This window comes from Shewanella abyssi (assembly GCF_023284025.1).
GTDB classification, from domain to species: domain Bacteria; phylum Pseudomonadota; class Gammaproteobacteria; order Enterobacterales; family Shewanellaceae; genus Shewanella; species Shewanella abyssi.
This window is the reverse complement of the sequence record NZ_JAKIKR010000054.1, coordinates 1-19,251: the sequence shown is the minus strand read 5'-3', so window position 1 is coordinate 19,251 and position 19,251 is coordinate 1. Positions and strand designations below refer to the sequence as shown.

Genomic DNA, 19,251 nt, shown 5'->3' with positions numbered 1-19,251 from the left:
CAAATGTAATCGAGACTGTTCATGAAAGAGATAAGCAATGCAGAGCTCAGTGTGCTCAATATTCTTTGGCAAAATTCACCAATGAGTGCCAGTGAAGTGGTCGCTCAATTGGCGCAAAGTAATGACTGGCATGAAAAGACCATCAAAACGCTGCTGAATCGACTCGTTAAAAAACAAGCCATTGGATTCGAAAAACAGGGTCGTTCGTACTTATACCGGCCTTTAATTGATCAAAGTGACTATCAACTAAAGGAGAGTGAGTCCTTTATTGAGCGGTTGTTTTCCGGTCGAGTCGCTCCTTTGGTAGCGGGTTTCGCCCGTGAAAATAAACTGAGTGCTAAGGATATTGAGGAGTTACAACAGCTGATCGACACCTGGCAAGAGGAGAATCACTCATGATGCTCTGGCTCTTTCAACAAACAGTGTTGCTCAGCTTTGTTTGCGGCATATTGCTACTTGGACATAGTGCTTTGCAAAAGCACTTAGGTGCCCATAAAACCTATAGCTTATGGATGCTGTTACCACTGATTTTATTAAGCTCCTTACTAATCAATTACCTACCAGGTCAGTTCATATCGGTGCAATCAAACCAGATAGCGTATTACAGCATCAAGGCGGGCAAAGCGATAGCCCAGAACGAGTCAACTTGGTACAGCCAAACGCTAATCACTATTTGGGGGATTGGTTTTATCCTTATGAGTCTGACGTTATTTCTACAGGGAACTTACCTGAAGAAGTTACTTCGAACGGCCAAAAAAGTGGACCAGCTAGATTCGTATTTGCCCACCTATAGCCACCCAAAAGTGCAATCGCCTATGTTAGTTGGGATTATTGCCCCTAAAATAGTGCTCCCCACTGACTTCCTCATTCTAAATCAACTAAAACAACGTTCGGTTATTGCTCATGAGCAATATCACCACAAGCGACGCGATCTGCCCTGTAATCTTTTAGCCTACGGGATATTAGCCATTTTCTGGTTTAACCCACTCTTTTGGTTGGCTTACCGACGTTTTAGAGATGATCAAGAGTTAGCCTGTGATGCAGAGGTTACTGAGACACTCAATACAGAAGAGAAAATAATTTACAGCAAAATGCTTTTAGCTTACTCACAACAAGCTAATCACGGCCTTTTGCACACACACTATGGAAATAAACACATACTCAAGGAGCGTATAATGCAAATGAAAACACGACAGAAAGGCCAAAGTGGATTAGCAGTATTGGGACTGACGATTACACTCGGTTTAAGCAGTCTTTTCCTCAATCAACAGGTACTGGCTGGTGATGATAAAGGTAGTGATATTCACCCAGTGATTAGAATAGAACCTGCGTATCCAGCTGCCGCAGTGAAAGCTAACCAAAATGGTTTTGTGGTGATGCAGTTTGATATCAGCTCCCAAGGCGCAGTTAACAATATTAAAGTAATAAAATCATCACCGACTGCTGTATTTGATGCATCAGCGACCGAAGCCCTTAAAAAATGGCGTTATAGTGAATCAAAAATGGGCGTTAAAGGTGCAATGGTGCAGCTAGACTTTGTTATCGAAGCACCAACGAGTGATATTGAGCGGATCAAAGTGACTTCGAAATAAGCTCTGACTTAGGGTCAATGACGACTACATAAACCAATTGGCTTATCGGCTAATGGGGTTTATCAAATAAAGAGCCATGTCGCTCTTTTTGTCGTGACTAAAACAAACAGCTTTCTATCCATTAGTTACTAATATTTAGACTTCAACGATAACGATGCGTTGTTGCATTGACTAAAATCCACCCATAAAAAAACCCAGTGCCAGCACTAGGTTTCATCGAGTCAAATAGAGTTAAAGCAATTAGCAATTAGCGGCGGTTAATAACACTCTGATTCAATACGCTGAGCATTTTCTCTGTATCATCCCAACCAATACAAGCATCGGTGACGCTCTGACCATAACAAAGCGATTGCCCTTCAACTGGATCTTGACGACCTTCAACCAAATTACTCTCAACCATTACACCAAATATTGAAGTTTCACCTGCGCTTATTTGCCCAGCCACATCGTCAGCGACTGACATCTGCAGTGCAAATTGCTTGCGGCTGTTAGCATGGCTAAAGTCGATCATGATGTTTTTAGCTAGGCCAGCTTTATCCAGCTGCTGATTAATCTCAGCCACATGTGCAGCACTATAATTAGGCTCTTTACCACCACGTAGGATGATATGGCAATCAGGGTTACCCTTGGTTTCAACAATCGCAGAGTGCCCAAATTTAGTCACCGATAAGAAGTGATGCGGAGCACTTGCTGCGCCAATCGCATCGATAGCCACTTTAATGGTGCCATCGGTGCCATTTTTAAAACCAACCGGACTAGAAAGACCAGAAGCGAGTTCTCTATGCACCTGTGATTCGGTGGTACGGGCGCCAATTGCACCCCAGCACATTAGATCAGCCACATACTGCGGCGTGATCATGTCAAGAAACTCACCCGCTGCAGGTAAGCCCATATCATTGAGATCCAGCAATAGCTTTCGTGCTGTGCGCAGGCCATCATTTAGCTTGAAACTATTATCCATATTTGGATCGTTGATTAAGCCTTTCCAGCCGACGGTGGTACGAGGCTTTTCAAAATAGACTCGCATGACAATCTCTAACTGATCTTTGTATTGCTTGCGTAACTCCACAAGACGCTTGCCGTATTCAACCGCGGCTATCGGATCATGAATAGAGCAAGGACCAATGACCACTAACAGGCGGTCATCTTTTTTAGCTAAAATATTGTGGATGCTTTCACGCGCATTAAATACGGTCGCTGATGCGTTCTCTGTTGCCGGAAATCGCTCCAAGATAGCAATTGGAGGTAACAACTCTTTAATCTTATTAATTCGAACATCATCATTTTGGTAATACATGGTAATACTGCGCTCCGTCTAGCGTATGAAAAATAAAAATGGGACTCTCAATTGCGATACTGAGTTCAATTTATCCAGTATCTCTTCACATTGCAATCAAGTTATCAAAAATAACAATAAATAAATTTAAGCATATGTTTTAGAAAGACTTACCAAAACCCTTTTACATTAGTTTCATTCATATGTAGCCCATTCATTGCCGTTAAACATCAAATTATTCTTTTCAAGGCAGCATAATGCACTCAAACATCACTACACTCAGCTAATGACAGTACAGCTCTAGCTGTATTGAATCGATAATGCTATAGAATAAATATGCTTGCTGGCCGTTCTGCGACAATGACACCGCGTATTTAGGTAGGCAAATTGAGCCGACTAAATCCCAGCCGTAAATGACGTATCGATAATGAAGGGGCTGAATGAAGGAGAGTGACTAGTGGCTCTTCATCCCATGAAGTTTTGACTGGTATCGGCGTTTATTGTTGCTATCGTTTGCTAGCGATAATGCTTTTCTCATATTAATTTCAGCCCGTCGTTGGTCACCTGTAGCCCAATAGGTCCTTGAAAGTCCGAAATAGAATTCATGGCGGTAATCGGCTTTCTCGATCGCTCGTCGGTACCATCTCAAAGCCAGCTGATATTCTCTATCAAAATACGCTTGCTGCGCTATACCATAGTAATAATAAGGGTTTCTAATACGGGCAAGCTCCATGACTTTATGCACCCCAGCCCACTCGTCGAGTCTATCTTGCTCGCCGAGAATAATCGCATAGTTATACAACGCGTTCATATCTTCTGGGTTTATCGCTAAAGCGAGCTTATACAAGGCTTCAGCTTCCTCTGTTAATCCTTTGTATCGATATAACACAGCTAAGGTGTTAATAGCAGGCAAAAACTGGTTATCTTGCTGTAAGCTCAGCTTAAGTAATCCGTAGGCCTTGTCATACTCTCTCTTTACCAGCGCTTCTGCGGCCAGATTATTAAAAAACATCGACGTAACCATAGATCGGCTAACCCGGCGTTTATCGTACCCTTGCATGGCTCGTTCCGGTAAGAAATCGATCTGAATAGCGCCGGCGGAAACATTCAATATGTGGCCTTTCTCTTGCGGAAGTAGTTTTAGATTAATATGGCCATTGACCAAATAGAATCCGCCTTGCTGATCCCAAACCGGCGGAATATCAATCTCTTGATACTCAACTCTCACATCCAGTTGTTGTGCGATAGCGGCTGTGAGTAACACCAGAGACAAGCAGTTACCCTCGCGGTCGTCAAATGTATCGCCGGCAGAGCGAGTAAGGTTATCCGCATAACGAAAACCACCCTCTTGAGCATTAATATAGTTAGCTAACCATTGATGCATCATAGTGCTCGATTTTGATAGCTTAGCTCTATTGGCCTCATTTCTAACACGAGTTATGTCATTTTCACTTAGAGAAAATATGCTTTCCGCAGAGGGTAAATCGTTAGGTATATTGAAATGCTCATCATGATAATAGCTTTCAAGCTCATACTGAAGGCTTGGCCCACTAGTCGAGCTACAAGCTTGAAGCAAGAATAGTAGCGGAAATGATAGAACTAAAGGAATGAATTTCATAACGCTCTCAACGCAAAAAATCATACCTATAAGCATAGTAAGAAAAACGAATCGACTTGGATAAAAACGTTACAAAGAGTAAATCAAAAGTATACCAACCATAGGCAGCTTCTGCCTCTATTACTTAGCCAGTGGCTGATCGATCTCAATGTAGAGCTGTTTGTTTTGATATTCATAAGGCCTATAGAACTGGCCACGACAGGTAAAATAACGATAAGGTGTAGCAATAGGCAAGCAGCCCACGGGCAATGCTTGTAAGATTTGGATTTGTTGCTGAAATCTGAGCATTTCTTGCCACTCATGATCGGCAAGCACCTGGTCGCGTACAGCAAAAGCATCGAACGGTTCGCTAGATTTCCGCACCACAACCTGTCCAGCTACTGCGGGTAAGCAGTAGGTAAACAACAGCAATAGGCTAATGCTAATCACTTTACTCACCAGATAAGTACCCCATTATAGTCACAAGTCTCCAGCCATCCTATACCGATAACCGCAGCAATTCCAGCTAGAGTAAATGCATTGTAGATTAATGAAACGCTCAAATAAAAAGCAGGACCTAAGCCCTGCTCCCTTGCAATTCCATCACAGTATTAGTTGGCACTTTTCACCGAGACAAATTCAGGGTAAGCATCAATGCCGCAATCTGATGCATCCATTCCATTATACTCTTCCTCTTCTGTAACGCGGATCCCCATAGTCACTTTGAGTCCAAGCCACACAACAGTAGAAGCCAAGAATACCCAACCGAATATCACTGCAGCACCATAAAGCTGAGTGCCAAAAGAGGCGTCGGCATTAGACAGCGGAACCAACATTAACCCCAGCAACCCAGCCACACCATGGACAGAGATAGCACCGACTGGATCATCAATTTTTACTCGGTCAAACGCAACAATAGAGAATATAACCACGCCGCCAGCCACAATACCAATGACGCCGGCCATAGCGAAAGAGGGAGATAAGGGATCAGCGGTAATCGCAACCAGCCCTGCCAAGGCGCCATTTAAGATCATGGTTAAATCAGCTTTGCCCCAAACTAACCGACATACAATCAGTGCTGAAATTGCACCAAACGCGGCGGCTGAGTTGGTATTAACAAAGATTTTTGCCACTGCGCTAGCATTTTCAGCATCCGACACTAGCAGCTGTGAGCCACCATTAAAGCCAAACCAACCCATCCACAAGATGAACATACCCAGTGTAGCCATAGGTAAATTAGAACCGGGAATGGGATTAACTTGACCGTTGGCACCGTACTTTCCCTTTCGTGCGCCTAACAATAAAACGCCAGAAATGGCTGCTGCCGCGCCCGCCATATGCACAATACCGCTACCGGCAAAATCAACAAACCCCGCTTCAGACAAGAAGCCACCGCCCCATGTCCAGTAACCTTCAACTGGGTATATAACAGCAGTCATGAACACTGAAAATGCCAAAAACGCCCATAGCTTCATGCGCTCAGCAACCGCACCAGACACAATCGACATCGCTGTTGCAACAAACACCACTTGGAAGAAAAAATCAGACTCAAGCGCATGGTCTGCGCCATCAGCTTGCGATCCAATCAAAGAGCCAAACGAAGGTAACCATCCACCTTCAGCGTTATCAACGTACATAATGTTATAACCAACAACTAAATACATTACACAGGCAATTGAATATAAGCAGACGTTCTTAGTTAAAATTTCAGTGGTGTTTTTAGAGCGAACAAGACCCGCTTCTAACATTGCAAAACCCGCAGCCATCCACATCACTAGCGCACCAGAGATAAGAAAATAAAACGTATCAAGGGCAAATCGTAGCTCAGTGACCGTTAATCCTAATTTGGTTAATTCATCCATTGTCCTATCCCCTTTAAAGTGCTTCGTTGTCGAGTTCGCCAGTTCTTATTCTGGTTGCTTGTTCTAGATTGGTAACAAAGATCTTGCCGTCACCAATTTTGCCGGTACGAGCTGCATTCGTTATCGCCTCAACTAGCATCTCTACATTTTCTGCTTTAGTGGCAATTTCAAGCTTCACCTTAGGTAAAAAATCAACCTGATACTCAGCACCTCGATATAGTTCGGTATGTCCCTTTTGTCGACCAAAGCCTTTTACTTCAGTTACGGTCATCCCCTCAATGCCCACATTGGCGATGGCTTCTCTTACATCATCTAACTTAAACGGCTTGATAATGGCGCTGACTAATTTCATGGCTAACTCCCTGAAGACTATTTTTAATTCTACTAAAGACAATTCAAGCATTAGGCCATATTTGCAAGTCCTTTAAAAACAAATAGATAACATATTAAGCTTGTTACATTTTGAATATAAACGCACCAAATTAGTGCGATTATGCAGCGATTGCACATAGATAAAGCAGTTAATAAGCAACGTTAGACCAACTGCCTATTGGAGAAAATCGATATTTAGGGTGTACTAACGGTCTCGCATCCTTTTGCACAAAATAGGAAAGACCCAATGTTGAAACCAGAAGATTGCGTATTGGTTGTTGTCGACGTCCAAGGACAACTAGCACGTGTTATGCACCAGAGTGAAGAGTTACACCACAAACTGGCAACGCTAATTAAAGGCATTCAGTTATTCGACATTCCGATCCTATGGCTCGAACAGCTGCCCGATAAATTAGGTGCCACCACCGACGTATTGGCCGCCGAGCTGATAAAAACCACAGAGCCGATTGCAAAACAACATTTTAGTGGCTGGCAATGTCCAAGATTCAGAGCAAAACTGTCAGCAATGGGGCAGAAAAATATACTGGTTGCGGGCATAGAAACCCATGTTTGTGTGTACCAAACTTGTATGGACCTATTGGATAATGCTTATCCGACCCACTTAGTGGTAGATGCCATGTCTTCGCGAGATCCTGACAATAAGAAACTTGGAATCGAGATGATGCAAGCGCATGGGGCGTTACAAACCAATGTAGAGTCACTACTGTTTGAACTGCAACATGAAGCCATTGGCGAAAGGTTCAAGGCATTACTTACGTTGATTAAGTAAGCCAGCGATTAGTGATTCAGTTTTACTTTATCCCTGCCAATAAAAAGCCCTCATTCATGAGGGCTTTATTATAGATAGCTAGGTAACAAAACCTAGCAACACATTAGTCGTTACTTGTAAGTTGCTTCGCGCTTTTCAGCTTCAGCTTCCCACTGTGGTACTAAAGTTTTCTTGAATTCAGCTTTATCAGCATTCATCTTCTTCATATCCATACCTAGAGCCGCTTGAGCTTTAGCTTTGGTAGAAGTGTCTGGGTAAGCAATTGGTTGCTTAACACCTTTAGCAGCAAGTAGTTGAGCTAGCTTGATGCGAGCATCAGCAGCTTTGTCTACCGCAGTACCAAGTACACGAAGTGCTTCGTCAGCAGCGTGAGCAGCAACACCGTGTGATGCAGTTGCATAATCCCAACGCCATTGTCCATGACGGATATCCATAAGGATAGGCTTCATTTCAGTTGCAGTTGCACCCGCATCCCAAGCAGCTTTTGCTTCGAAGTGAGCTTTAACTAGCTGAGCTTCAGCACGTGCTTTAAGGTCAGCAACTTTAACTTTACGCTCTTCAGTTAGGTTAACCATGAACTCTTTGCTTTGCTCGTGACAAGTGGCACAAGTTTCTTCAAAGCGATCGAATGGGTTACCCACTTTATGGTCTGTATACTTACGACCTTTAGCATTCTTAACTTTAGGCATGTGACAGTCAGTACAACTTACGTTGTTCTTACCGTGAACACCTAGCTGCCAAGTTTCATAACCAGGGTGCTGTGCTTTAAGCATTGGCGTCTTAGAAACAGCGTGAGTCCAGTCAGAGAACTCGATGTTGTCATAGTAGACTTCCATCTGTTCAACTGTGGTACCGTTATCCCAAGGGAATTTAACAAAGCCTTTCTTGTCTTTAGTCTTCTCGAAGTAGTACTCGACGTGACACTGACCACAAACCATTGATTGCTTGTCTTTCTTAGACGCTTTATCAAATGGTGTGCCTAGTGTTGCCATCGCGCGCTCGCCGAATGGACGAGAGATACGTAGCTTAGACTTACCTTTTTCGTGACAATCACCGCAACCAAGAACGTTGACGATTTCTGGACCGCCTTTAGCCCACTTACCAGCAAAGTAACCGTCTTCACCTTGCTCTTCTATCATGCGCGGTACATCAGGGCTCTTACAAGACCAACATGCCATTGGCATTGGACCGTCTTCAGCAGATTTTGGACCGCCGGTACGTAGCGTGTTAGTTACGTCAGTAATAGCATACATGTGACCACGTGGAGCGTTATAGTCTTTCGCAAAACCATAACCCGCCCAAAGCACAACTAAGCTTGGAACTTGCTCAAGCATATCAACAACTTCTTTACTCTCTGAAGTTTCATGCCAGCTATCGTACTGCTTAGAAAATTTATCTTTATAAATTTCGTTACGAGGTTCAGTTTCATCACTTGCGAATGCGCTGCCAGCAAGTAAGCTAGCTGCAACCATTGCACTAATTGCAAAGGCCTTTTTAGTTAATGTTATCACCATCTCATCTCCATTTTACTTTATAATCTTTATAGTCCCACCTATTCCAAGGTCGAAGTTAGTCTCTTGCAGCAAACATAAACATACCCCATTAGGGGTATCCTACTTAAAACTTGCGGTAGATCAACTTGTAAACGTGTTGTTGCTCACACTTTTATGTTTTTAGCAACGCAATCAAGTAGTCGCTAATGTAGAACGGCTATAAACAAATAGCACATAAAGCCAATAAATGAGAGATTTTGAATGAAAAAAGGCAGACTCACGTCAGCGATATGGGGATTCATGCTAACGCTGATATTACTGTCCAGCGGACTGGCCATTTTTGCCATCGTTAATTTGTCCTACAGCTTAGGCGATGCTAGGGCAATTAATGCTTCAGGCTCGCTGAGAATGCAAAGCTATCGACTGATGTTTTATGCTAATTCTGGTAGTGAATCGGCGGCTGACAAAATTGCAGAGTTTGAAAATACATTAAATTCTCAAGCACTTAAAGCATCACTCACCTGGTACACCCCACAAGACATGAAAGACAAGTACTTAACCGTCATCGATAAGTGGCAAGTGATGCGTTATTACATTGAATCGGAGAACTCCCGGCTGTATGCCGCGGCGTTAAAAGACTTCGTCGATACCATTGATCTTTTTGTATTAGAAACTGAGCAACATGCCGCCTTTAAACTTAAGCTACTTGCGCTAAGCCAAATAATCGGTTTAGGCATCATGCTGCTGGTTGCCTTTGTCACCGTAAGAATCGCAAAACGAAAAGTTGTTAAGCCTTTGCAACAATTAATGCAGGCTGCGGATACAATTTCACAAGGCGATTTTAATGTAGTAATGCCTAAAACAGAGTATATTGAATTGAGTGCATTGAGCAGTGCGCTCGACAGCACAGTAAAAAAATTGGCGAGTGTCTATCAAGGACTAGAATCTCAAGTACAAGAAAAGACCATTGCATTAACCCGTGCCAACAATGAGCTTAAATTACTCTATGACAATGTAGTGATGCTGCACTCAAGTAAATTAGACATTAATACGCTGACTGATGCCATAAACCAACTGCAAACCCATGAACCCAACATCAGCTTGAGATTAGTCGTAGTAGAGGACGAACAGGTCCAATACATCATAGACGCACAAGGGGAGTGGCCCCATAACGTTAAAGCCTCACAGAAATTTGCCCTGTTATTTGAGCAAAACAATCTAGGTTATTTAGAAGTCATCTCCGAGCACCCTTTCTCAACAGCACTTTATAGTAACTTTGCCATTATGTTGGCCCGCTCTATGGTGATCCACAATGCCGGTGAACAACGACAACAACTCGCACTAATGGAAGAGCGCGGTGTTATCGCGCGCGAATTACATGACTCTTTGGGGCAATTACTGTCATTTTTAAAAATCCAAGTCAACTTACTCTCAAAAGAACTGGATAGAACATCGAAAAGCCCACGGGCGGCAGAGCAGTTACAAGAGATAAATGAAGGGGTCAATACCGCCTATGCCCAGCTCCGAGAATTGTTATCCACCTTCAGGTTAACCATTAAAGATCCCAACTTGGGTCATGCCATAGAAGCCATGGTGGAGCAGTTACGCAGTCAAAGTGATGCAGACATCACACTCGATTATAAACTGCCAGTGCAACTGCTAGGGGCTCATCAACATATTCATATTTTGCAGCTCACTCGTGAGGCAACACTCAACGCCATTAAACATGCTAGCGCGCAACATATTCATATCAGCTGTCAGAAAATATCGGATGCTAAGGTTATTATTAGTATTAGTGACGATGGCGTTGGAATAGAAAAGCTCAAAGAGCGAGATCAACATTTTGGCTTAGGGATAATGCATGAACGCGCAAGTCGCCTATCAGGTGTGGTAGAATTTACCTCTAATGAGGAAGGTGGTGCTACAGTGACATTGACCTTCCCACCTCAGCAGGAACCTGTATAAGTTTATTGTTAAATAAAACAGGCACTAAACGGGCACAATTGACATGTTTTTCGAATTACGAATTAACCTCAGCAGGAGGCATCTAAATGGGTAAGCCTTATTCAGTGCTCGTTATTGACGATCATCCACTACTTCGTCGTGGGATCTGTCAGCTTATTACTTCAGACTCTGACTTCACGCTATTTGGTGAAGCAGGCAGTGGACTAGACGCGCTTTCTGCCATTGCAGAAAATGAACCCGATATCGTGTTGCTTGATCTCAACATGAAAGGGATGACGGGTCTAGATACTCTCAACGCCTTACGGCAAGAGGGTGTCACATCACGTATCGTTATTTTGACCGTATCCGATGCTAAGCAAGACGTGATTCGACTGGTTCGCGCCGGTGCTGATGGTTACCTGCTTAAAGATACAGAGCCAGATCTACTGCTCGAGATGCTCAAAAATGCCATGCTAGGGCATCGTATTATTAGCGAAAACGTTAAAGAGTATTTGTCAGAGTTAAATAGCTCGGTCAATGAGCAAGACTGGATTGAAAACCTAACTCCCAGGGAACTCGAGATACTGCAGCACCTTGCTGAAGGGCAAAGTAACCGAGTGGTCGCTGAACAGTTACATATTAGCGAAGGTACCGTTAAGGTGCATGTAAAGAACCTACTTCGTAAAGCGAATGCTAAATCACGTACAGAGATGGCCGTGAGATATCTTAACCAGTAACACTTAAGCTAGTCGATTTAAGTTAAACGTATTAGCGCTTTGATTTACTTTAGTAAGACAACAAAAAAGGCAGCTTTGAGCTGCCTTTTTTAGGTTAGTACGATTATGCTGCTATGCTGGCTGCTTGCCAACGGAACCGCTACTCGTCTAAAAATTTACGCCAGTTAACCAACACGGCATAAAAATCCTCTAAGCCACAAAAAGCTTCAGACTCACCATTATAGAGTGACATAGATTCATCCAGTTCAACCTCATCGTCATCACCTTCGATATCATTGGCAAACACTCTAACCTGTTCACGATCAAGCTGAATCGACAATGCAGTGCCAATTAAGCGCCACTCACTTAATTGGCTGGCTTGCAGCTTTTCAATCTGCTGACAGATCTCTACGTGCTTTGCCGAGTTATCACCCAGCTCTTCCGACAACCAAAAACCTAGCGCTTCATGATCCATACTAAACCGTGCAAATGCAGTACCGGTCATTGTATTGCGCAAAAAATCATATTCCATAATCTGGCTCAAAATTTAATAAGACTTCAACTAACCTCATTTTAACTTAATAAACGTCGACTTGCCCTATTCTGTTTAAATACTATTGATTGGATATCCAATTAACAATTAATGACGGTTTGATACACAGGCACAATCACGCTATATCGTGACATTACTGTTTAACGTATACTTATTCAGCATTTATCACTTCATTTCGCGACGGAAACACCCATGGCTGCTATCAATCTGAAAAAAACCACCACTCATGCAGACTTTCTGCCCGAGAACCAACTGATCCTCAATGCCGTCAGCGAAGGCATTTATGGCTTTGATCTCGACGGCAATGCAGTTTTCATCAATCCGGCGGCCGAGAAGATGACGGGGTGGCAAGCTCAGGAGTTACTAGGCAAAAACATTCATGACTGCCACCACCATAGCCATAGCGATGGTAGCCGTTACCCCAAAGAAGATTGCCCTATTTACAACACCCTTAAAGATGGTGCCGCCAGAGAGATAACCCATGAAGTATTTTGGCGTAAAGATGGTTCTAGTTTTCCGGTACATTACACCTCAACCCCGGTGTATAAAGATGGGGTGCTTATGGGCGTAGTCGCGATATTTCGTGACATCAGTATTCAAAAGCAAACGGAGCAGTCACTCCGTCAAGCGTTAGAGCAAGTTCAAGCCTTGTCTGAAAAGCTTTCCTTCGAGAATCAATATTTGCAGTTAGAGCTGGCCGACCGTACTGGAGATGTGGGCATATCAGGCAGCAGCCAACCCATTAACCAACTGATCCAGCAAATTAAGCTAGTGGCTAATACCGAGAGTACGGTATTAATTAGTGGTGAGAATGGCACAGGTAAAGAGCTTGTTGCGCGTAATCTGCACCGCTTAAGCAACCGGGCAGACAAGCCTCTAGTGAGTGTCAATTGTGCTGCATTTTCAACAGCATTGCTTGAAAGTGAGTTGTTTGGTCATGAAAAAGGCGCCTACACTGGGGCCACAAGCCGCCGTAAAGGCCGTTTTGAACTGGCCAATAATGGCACTCTGTTTCTCGATGAAGTGGCCGAGCTGAGTCTAGAAGCGCAATCAAAACTACTGCGAGTGATTCAAGAGCAAGAGTTTGAGCGAGTGGGCAGTAGCCAAACCATTAAAGTCGATATCAGGCTCATCACAGCAACCCACCACGATCTACTCAAGCGGGTCGAGCAAGGTCTGTTCAGAATGGATCTATATTATCGTCTTAATGTTTTCCCTATTGTGGTGCCGCCACTGCGTAACCGCCTGTCCGATATTCCAGAACTTGTCAGCCATCTTATGCAAGAGCTTAATAAAAAGCTGGGTAAAAAAATCAGTAAGGTTAGCCAACGTGGCATGCAAAACTTAGCTAAACATAACTGGCCAGGTAATGTGCGTGAACTGCAAAACATACTTGAACGAGAGATGATTTTATCAACAGGAGCGGTGCTCGAATTTGATCAACTCGCAGCGGAGCCTCAAGCTAAAACACCTAATGCCGCAGCCACCAATACTAAACAAACACTGGCTGAGATTGAAACAGCGCATATTCTAAAAATATTAAAACAAAGCCAGTGGCGGATCTCTGGGCCAAGTGGAGCTGCAGCCATCCTTGGCATGCCGCCAAGCACCCTACGTTCGCGTATGAGTAAGTTGGCCATTTCTCGACCAGTGTAACCAAGCTCCAGAGCCAAAGAGCACGACATACAGCAAATTAGCGATATGTCGTGGCAAAAAGAGACCTAATCAAAAGCAATAACACTATTAATCAACAACTTAAAACATGGCCTAGAGCTTGCTATATAGCCACTGAGTGAACAATGTCAGTGCCTATAGAGAAGCCAATGTTAAATAACAACAATATCAGTGCCATAAAAAATCCCAATAGCCAACGACAGAATAATCGCATTCCGATTAAACTAATCCCCACACTGCAGGTCGACAGTCTTCCCAGCGATAAGATCCATATGCGACAGCAGAAAGGCTATTTCCAGCGCATTCGAACGGGGATGAATAGTTTATTGGTGGCGCTATTTTTTCTACTACCGTTTATCTCCTATCAAGGCCGACAAGCGATTCTGTTTAACATTAGCGAGCAACAATTCATATTTTTTGGTACCACACTGTGGCCGCAAGATTTCACTATTCTGGCATGGGTGCTTATCGCCGCTGCGTTCCTGCTGTTTTTTGCCACGGTATTTTGGGGCAGAGTCTGGTGCGGCTATCTGTGCCCACAAACTGCATGGACTTTTATGTTTGTTTGGATAGAGGAGCGTATTGAGGGCAGTCGCAACAAACGCTTTGCTTTAGATAAAGCACCAATGAGTTTTAAGAAGTTCAGCAAACGCACCAGTAAACATCTGGCATGGGGCGTAATCGCCCTTCTCACCGGTTGTGGTTTTATCGCCTACTTTATTCCAGCCAGAGAGCTGTATGTCGACATTCTAAGTTTTGACGCCAGCTTTTGGGTCGCCACCTGGGTGTGGTTCTTTGCCATCTGTACTTACCTAAATGCGGGTTGGATGCGTGAGCAGATGTGTTTACATTGCTGCCCTTATTCCCGCTTTCAGTCAGTGATGTTTGACGCAAATACTAAGACAGTGACCTATGACGCCACTCGTGGCGAAAGTCGTGGCCCTCGTAAACGTAAGCAAGCAACCGACTTAGGCGATTGCGTAGACTGTAATCTTTGTGTGGATGTTTGCCCAACCGGTATCGACATTCGTAACGGTCTGCAATATGAGTGCATCAACTGCGGAGCGTGCGTCGATGCCTGTAATCAAACCATGGAAAAATTCGGTTATAAAACCAACCTCATTAGCTATACCAGTGAGAATGGCTTAGTCGACAAAGCCGTGCCTTTTTATGAGTCATACAAATTCCTTGGCTACGGGATTGCCGCCTTGATCATGCTCAGCGTCATTGGCATTAATATCAGTAATCGCACAGCCATTGAGCTAAACATCATTCGTGATAGACAAACGCTGTACCGTGAAACCTTAACTGATGAAGTTGAAAATAGCTTCACGTTGAAAATTCGCAACAAGACTCAGCAAGCGCGTCACTATCAAATATATGTCTCCGGTAATACTAGCTATCGACTCGCAGGAAACAGCCGTTTGTTGATTAATGCAGGCGAACAACTGGATTACCCGGTGACCGTTTTAGCCGATCTCAAAGCACTTGAGAGCAACCCCAGCGCGATAACGTTCACAGTCTCGGAGCAGCACAATAACAACCATGTGACCCAGCAATCGAATTTCTTTAGTCCACTCTAACGATAGCCATCCTGACTGAAGGTGCATGATTGAGCATGTCGAGAAATGGCTGGGAGCTATCATCAATCAAGCTTGAGTTAACAGGCAAAGCAAACTCTGCTTTGTCTGTTATACCAAGTGGTTAATATCGCCATAGCAAAATAGAGTAAAAAATCTAATTGTTACAAGCCGATAGCAATTCATCCATTCTGCTGCGATGAAACAATTTATTTCATCATTGGCCATTGACCTTAAGGTGATAATCGCACTAATCTAAACGCCTGTTTGATTTCAAAATCAACCATAATAACAATCAAAACTGGCTAACTAAGGTATCTCCATGGCATATGATTCAGACTCAACACTCGATCTCTCCCGCTACGGCTCACTCAATGATCTGATTGACCTTGCGAGTGCCAGATACGGTGATAAAGCCGCTTATTCCTGTTTAGGAAAAGAGACCACATTCAACGAGATCAATCGTTACTCTCGCCAGTTCGCCGCCTACTTGCAGCAAGAGACCAACTTGGTACAGGGCGATAGAATAGCCATTCAACTGCCCAACATTACTCAGTTCGTGATTGCCGCTTATGGCGCTATTAAAGCAGGCATGGTATTAGTTAACACCAACCCTTTGTATACCCAGCGAGAGCTCATTCACCAGTTCAATGACTCAGGCGCAAAAGCCTTAGTGGTGCTGTCAGACCTGCTGCCTACATTAACCGAAGTGGTTGCCAGTACCGACATTGAAACCGTTATCTCAACCCATGCCATGGATCTAATTGCACCGCAACCGCAGCCAGAAGTGCCATTTGCCACTATCCCATTCTGTGATGTTTTAACAGCGGGCCAGCAGCTTACCTATGCACCAGTGATTAGCGTATCAGGGCAGATAGCCGCACTGCAATATACTGGCGGCACCACCGGATTATCGAAAGGGGCGATGCTGACCCATGGCAATTTACTTGCCAATGCCATGCAGATAAAATCACGCATTGGTAGTCGTCTGGTTGAAGGAGAAGAGATATTTGTCGCGCCGCTGCCTGTTTACCATATCTATGCCTTTATGGTGAACTTAGTGCTTTATTACGAGCGCGGTGGTTGCTCAGTACTTATTCCGAACCCACGCGATATTTCAGGACTAATCTCAGCCTTAGCGCAATACCCCTTTACTGGCTTTGCAGGGCTCAATACCCTGTTTGTTGGCCTGTGTCACCAGCCCGAATTCAAGGCATTGGACTTTAGCCACCTAAAAGTGACCATTTCAGGAGGCACCGCTTTGACTCAGGCGGCGGCCACGGTTTGGCAGCAAACCACTGGTTGCACCATCTCTGAAGGCTATGGTTTATCAGAAACATCTCCTGTGGTATCGCTCAATGCACCTGGGCTGGAACAGCTTGGCACCATAGGTAAGCCCGTACTCGGCACTCAGGTGAAAATTCTCGATATGGATGACAATGAAGTCGCCAACGGTGAAACCGGTGAACTTGCCGTATTTGGCCCACAAGTGATGCTGGGGTATTGGAACAACGCCGAAGAAACCCACAAGGTGATGACCAGCGAGGGCTACTTTAAAACCGGTGACATCGCCATCGCGACTGATGATGGTTTTCACAAGATTGTTGATCGTAAAAAAGACATGATTATCGTCTCCGGCTTTAACGTCTACCCCAACGAAGTCGAAGATGTACTTGCAAGCCACGAAGCTGTGCTAGAGAGCGCCGTGATTGGCATTGATGATGAACGTAGCGGAGAAGCAGTAAAAGCGGTTATCGTATTAAACGATATCCACGCAGATCATGAGCAAGCTAAAGCTGCAATCGACAGCTACTGCCGCGAGCAATTAGCCGCCTATAAGATCCCAAGAGTGATTACCTTTGTCGACGCACTGCCAAAGTCTACAGTAGGTAAGATATTACGCAGAGAATTGCGTAAGTGATTCTAAGTTTGGGTTTGGTCTGAACACTATAAAGGGAGCCAATGGCTCCCTTTTTGTTTGGTATTTATTAGTCTAGTGTTAAGTTGATATTAGCAACATAGCCTAATGGTGAGGCCAGAAACAAAACTAACTATCTTTTATTATGTTTGAAGTTCTTATTAGCCTTTTTTTATCGAGCGAGCCAAATCGTTTACAGTTGCTTGAACTACTAACCAAGAAATATTACAAGTATCTTCATCCGGATGACTGCGAGTAACCATCTGTTCATATGGATGGATAAGGTTTCTAAATTCTCTGAGTGCATGTGAGAATTTTTTTACATCTATTCCTATCCAGCCGACGTGGTGCGCAACATCTATCATTTCAGCTAATTTCCAATTAGAGAAATTTTTCACTTTTCCTGATTTATTATCTTTTGGGGCTGACGGGCATTGATTTGCAATTGCGGGGTTCTTCTGACATACGCCGAGCAACAACCCCTCTAGCAAGCTTCCCATAATGATAATTGCAGCCAAATGAGCTCCTGAATCAACACATCTCTGTGCCTCTTCCCATCGACTTTTGAGTATTTCACCAATACCGGGCTCTAGACCGAGAACCAAGAAATCAGGCGCCTCCAATGGAGTTAGCTCTGTTTGCTGACTTTCATTAAATGAAAAGTCGGCACTTGTTTTCTCAAACTGTGGAGTCATACCTTCTAACTTAATTTTAAAACCTTCGACGTAAACGATTTCATTCAAGGTTGTAAGAGCATTTTTAATTTTTTCACGATCACCACTATATTCTTTCGGTGAAACAAGCCTTTTTAATACTAGGGCTAATTGATCTCTATTACATTCCTTCAACTTTTCAAATACCCACCACTGGCGAGTAGAACCATCATGCACGAATTGTGTTACACCCGCTCTTTCAAAAAATGCTGTAAGTTGAGAGCTAGAACGATACTCTGGATGGTCTGTACCATTCCCACAAATTAGCTCTGCTATCTTATTAAGTGTACTTTCGTCCATATAACTCCAATACGTAAATGGCTAACAGCCATATTCACTAGCAATATCATAACGCTCTTTATTTCATGAATACTTCCATCAAGTTACCACTTGTAAGTGTTTGTTGTAGATCTACTATTTTTAAATTTGATAGTGCAACCTGATTCATATTTGGTTCCAATTGCCTGCGGCAGGCGTATGCGCAGACACTGCTGAGACTCGCCGCAAGTACGTCCATGTAAGCTCAACGAAAACATCCCTGTTTCCGACGGCCTCAGCTGTATCTACACTGGGTTTGAAAAGCGTAATCATCCGGCATTTTAGTTTTTAATTTTAAGATGCTGAGTCCATCAATAAACGACAAAATAATTGAAAATACCATCTTCCCCGTTGGAATTTTCGCTTTTCAGAAACTTCGCCGGGGCGCTGAGGGACTTCTTTTGTAATAGTTAAGCAAAAGGGGGGCAATCGCTTTCCCCTTTTTGGTCGGGTGTGGGCGAAGCACCACGACGTTGGCTGTTATTAATAGCTCAAGCGAAGCTTGGTACTTTGCCTTCAGTGGTTCCAATTGCCTGCGGCAGGCGTATGTGCAGACACTGCTGAGGCTCGCTGCAACTCTTTATAAAAGAAAGGGTCCCTGTGGGCTCAACGAAAACATCTGACCTCCAAGGACGGAGGAAATGCCAAATTCTGTATGGAACAGAATTGGCCCTGTTTTCGACGGCCTCAGCTGCATCTACACTGGGTTTGAAAAGCGCACACTCTCAGCACTTGTGTTTTACATTTTACGGGGTCACATCAGAGTTTATCGATAAACAACGAAATAATTGAAAATACCATCTTCCCCGTTGGAAATTTTGCTTTTTAAATTTCGCCGGGGCGCTGAGGGTTC

General features: G+C 43.8%; 16 protein-coding genes. 8 read left to right on the top strand and 8 right to left on the bottom strand.

The window, feature by feature from the left end; all coding sequences use genetic code 11:
• Positions 1-21 precede the first annotated feature (21 nt).
• On the top strand, positions 22-399 hold the full coding sequence (locus L2755_RS18360) for a BlaI/MecI/CopY family transcriptional regulator (RefSeq protein ID WP_248982133.1): 378 nt from the start codon (positions 22-24) through the stop codon (positions 397-399).
• On the top strand, positions 396-1,592 hold the full coding sequence (locus L2755_RS18355) for a M56 family metallopeptidase (RefSeq protein WP_248982132.1): 1,197 nt from the start codon (positions 396-398) through the stop codon (positions 1,590-1,592). The genes L2755_RS18360 and L2755_RS18355 overlap by 4 nt, the downstream gene beginning before the upstream one ends.
• Before the next feature lie 247 nt (positions 1,593-1,839).
• Here L2755_RS18355 and aroG read toward each other — a convergent pair whose 3' ends face one another.
• From aroG to L2755_RS18330, 5 genes are all read right to left on the bottom strand, one after another.
• Positions 1,840-2,889 (bottom strand): 3-deoxy-7-phosphoheptulonate synthase AroG, encoded by a 1,050-nt coding sequence (gene aroG, locus L2755_RS18350; RefSeq protein WP_248982131.1) that lies wholly within the window; start codon positions 2,887-2,889, stop codon positions 1,840-1,842.
• Between the two features lie 433 nt (positions 2,890-3,322).
• The gene (locus L2755_RS18345; RefSeq protein WP_346348106.1) at positions 3,323-4,255 is read right to left on the bottom strand and encodes a tetratricopeptide repeat protein; all 933 of its coding nucleotides are present in this window, start codon (positions 4,253-4,255) and stop codon (positions 3,323-3,325) included.
• Between the two features lie 351 nt (positions 4,256-4,606).
• The gene (locus L2755_RS18340) at positions 4,607-4,924 is read right to left on the bottom strand and encodes a hypothetical protein (RefSeq protein WP_248982129.1); all 318 of its coding nucleotides are present in this window, start codon (positions 4,922-4,924) and stop codon (positions 4,607-4,609) included.
• A 152-nt stretch (positions 4,925-5,076) separates the two neighbouring features.
• Positions 5,077-6,327 carry an ammonium transporter gene (locus tag L2755_RS18335; protein ID WP_248982128.1) on the bottom strand — a complete coding sequence of 417 codons (1,251 nt, stop codon included), beginning with the start codon at positions 6,325-6,327 and terminating at the stop codon, positions 5,077-5,079.
• A 13-nt stretch (positions 6,328-6,340) separates the two neighbouring features.
• The gene (locus L2755_RS18330) at positions 6,341-6,679 is read right to left on the bottom strand and encodes a P-II family nitrogen regulator (RefSeq protein WP_202286220.1); all 339 of its coding nucleotides are present in this window, start codon (positions 6,677-6,679) and stop codon (positions 6,341-6,343) included.
• Between the two features lie 267 nt (positions 6,680-6,946).
• Here L2755_RS18330 and L2755_RS18325 point away from each other — a divergent pair, with 267 nt between their 5' ends.
• Positions 6,947-7,489 (top strand): isochorismatase family protein, encoded by a 543-nt coding sequence (locus L2755_RS18325; RefSeq protein ID WP_248982127.1) that lies wholly within the window; start codon positions 6,947-6,949, stop codon positions 7,487-7,489.
• A gap of 110 nt (positions 7,490-7,599) precedes the next feature.
• Here the strand turns inward: L2755_RS18325 and nrfA are convergent, their stop codons facing one another.
• Positions 7,600-9,003, bottom strand: a complete 1,404-nt coding sequence (gene nrfA / locus L2755_RS18320) for an ammonia-forming nitrite reductase cytochrome c552 subunit (RefSeq protein WP_248982126.1) — start codon at positions 9,001-9,003, stop codon at positions 7,600-7,602.
• A gap of 240 nt (positions 9,004-9,243) precedes the next feature.
• Here nrfA and narQ point away from each other — a divergent pair, with 240 nt between their 5' ends.
• Both narQ and L2755_RS18310 read left to right on the top strand, forming a co-directional pair.
• Positions 9,244-10,947 (top strand): nitrate/nitrite two-component system sensor histidine kinase NarQ, encoded by a 1,704-nt coding sequence (gene narQ / locus L2755_RS18315; protein WP_248982125.1) that lies wholly within the window; start codon positions 9,244-9,246, stop codon positions 10,945-10,947.
• 86 nt (positions 10,948-11,033) lie between these two features.
• A complete protein-coding gene (locus tag L2755_RS18310; RefSeq protein WP_248982124.1) occupies positions 11,034-11,663 on the top strand; it encodes a response regulator in 630 nt (209 codons plus the stop codon).
• Between the two features lie 139 nt (positions 11,664-11,802).
• Here the strand turns inward: L2755_RS18310 and L2755_RS18305 are convergent, their stop codons facing one another.
• Positions 11,803-12,174 carry a YacL family protein gene (locus tag L2755_RS18305; RefSeq protein WP_248982123.1) on the bottom strand — a complete coding sequence of 124 codons (372 nt, stop codon included), beginning with the start codon at positions 12,172-12,174 and terminating at the stop codon, positions 11,803-11,805.
• Positions 12,175-12,387: 213 nt separating this feature from the next.
• Here L2755_RS18305 and L2755_RS18300 point away from each other — a divergent pair, with 213 nt between their 5' ends.
• The 3 genes from L2755_RS18300 to L2755_RS18290 all read left to right on the top strand — a co-directional run bounded on the left by L2755_RS18300 (position 12,388) and on the right by L2755_RS18290 (position 17,370).
• Positions 12,388-13,851, top strand: a complete 1,464-nt coding sequence (locus L2755_RS18300) for a sigma-54 interaction domain-containing protein (protein ID WP_248982122.1) — start codon at positions 12,388-12,390, stop codon at positions 13,849-13,851.
• Positions 13,852-14,018: 167 nt separating this feature from the next.
• Positions 14,019-15,452 (top strand): cytochrome c oxidase accessory protein CcoG, encoded by a 1,434-nt coding sequence (gene ccoG, locus L2755_RS18295; protein WP_248982121.1) that lies wholly within the window; start codon positions 14,019-14,021, stop codon positions 15,450-15,452.
• A 319-nt stretch (positions 15,453-15,771) separates the two neighbouring features.
• On the top strand, positions 15,772-17,370 hold the full coding sequence (locus L2755_RS18290) for an AMP-binding protein (RefSeq protein ID WP_248982120.1): 1,599 nt from the start codon (positions 15,772-15,774) through the stop codon (positions 17,368-17,370).
• A 158-nt stretch (positions 17,371-17,528) separates the two neighbouring features.
• On the opposite strand, the gene L2755_RS18285 is transcribed toward L2755_RS18290, so the two are convergent.
• Positions 17,529-18,380, bottom strand: a complete 852-nt coding sequence (locus L2755_RS18285) for a hypothetical protein (protein WP_248982119.1) — start codon at positions 18,378-18,380, stop codon at positions 17,529-17,531.
• Positions 18,381-19,251: the final 871 nt, after the last annotated feature.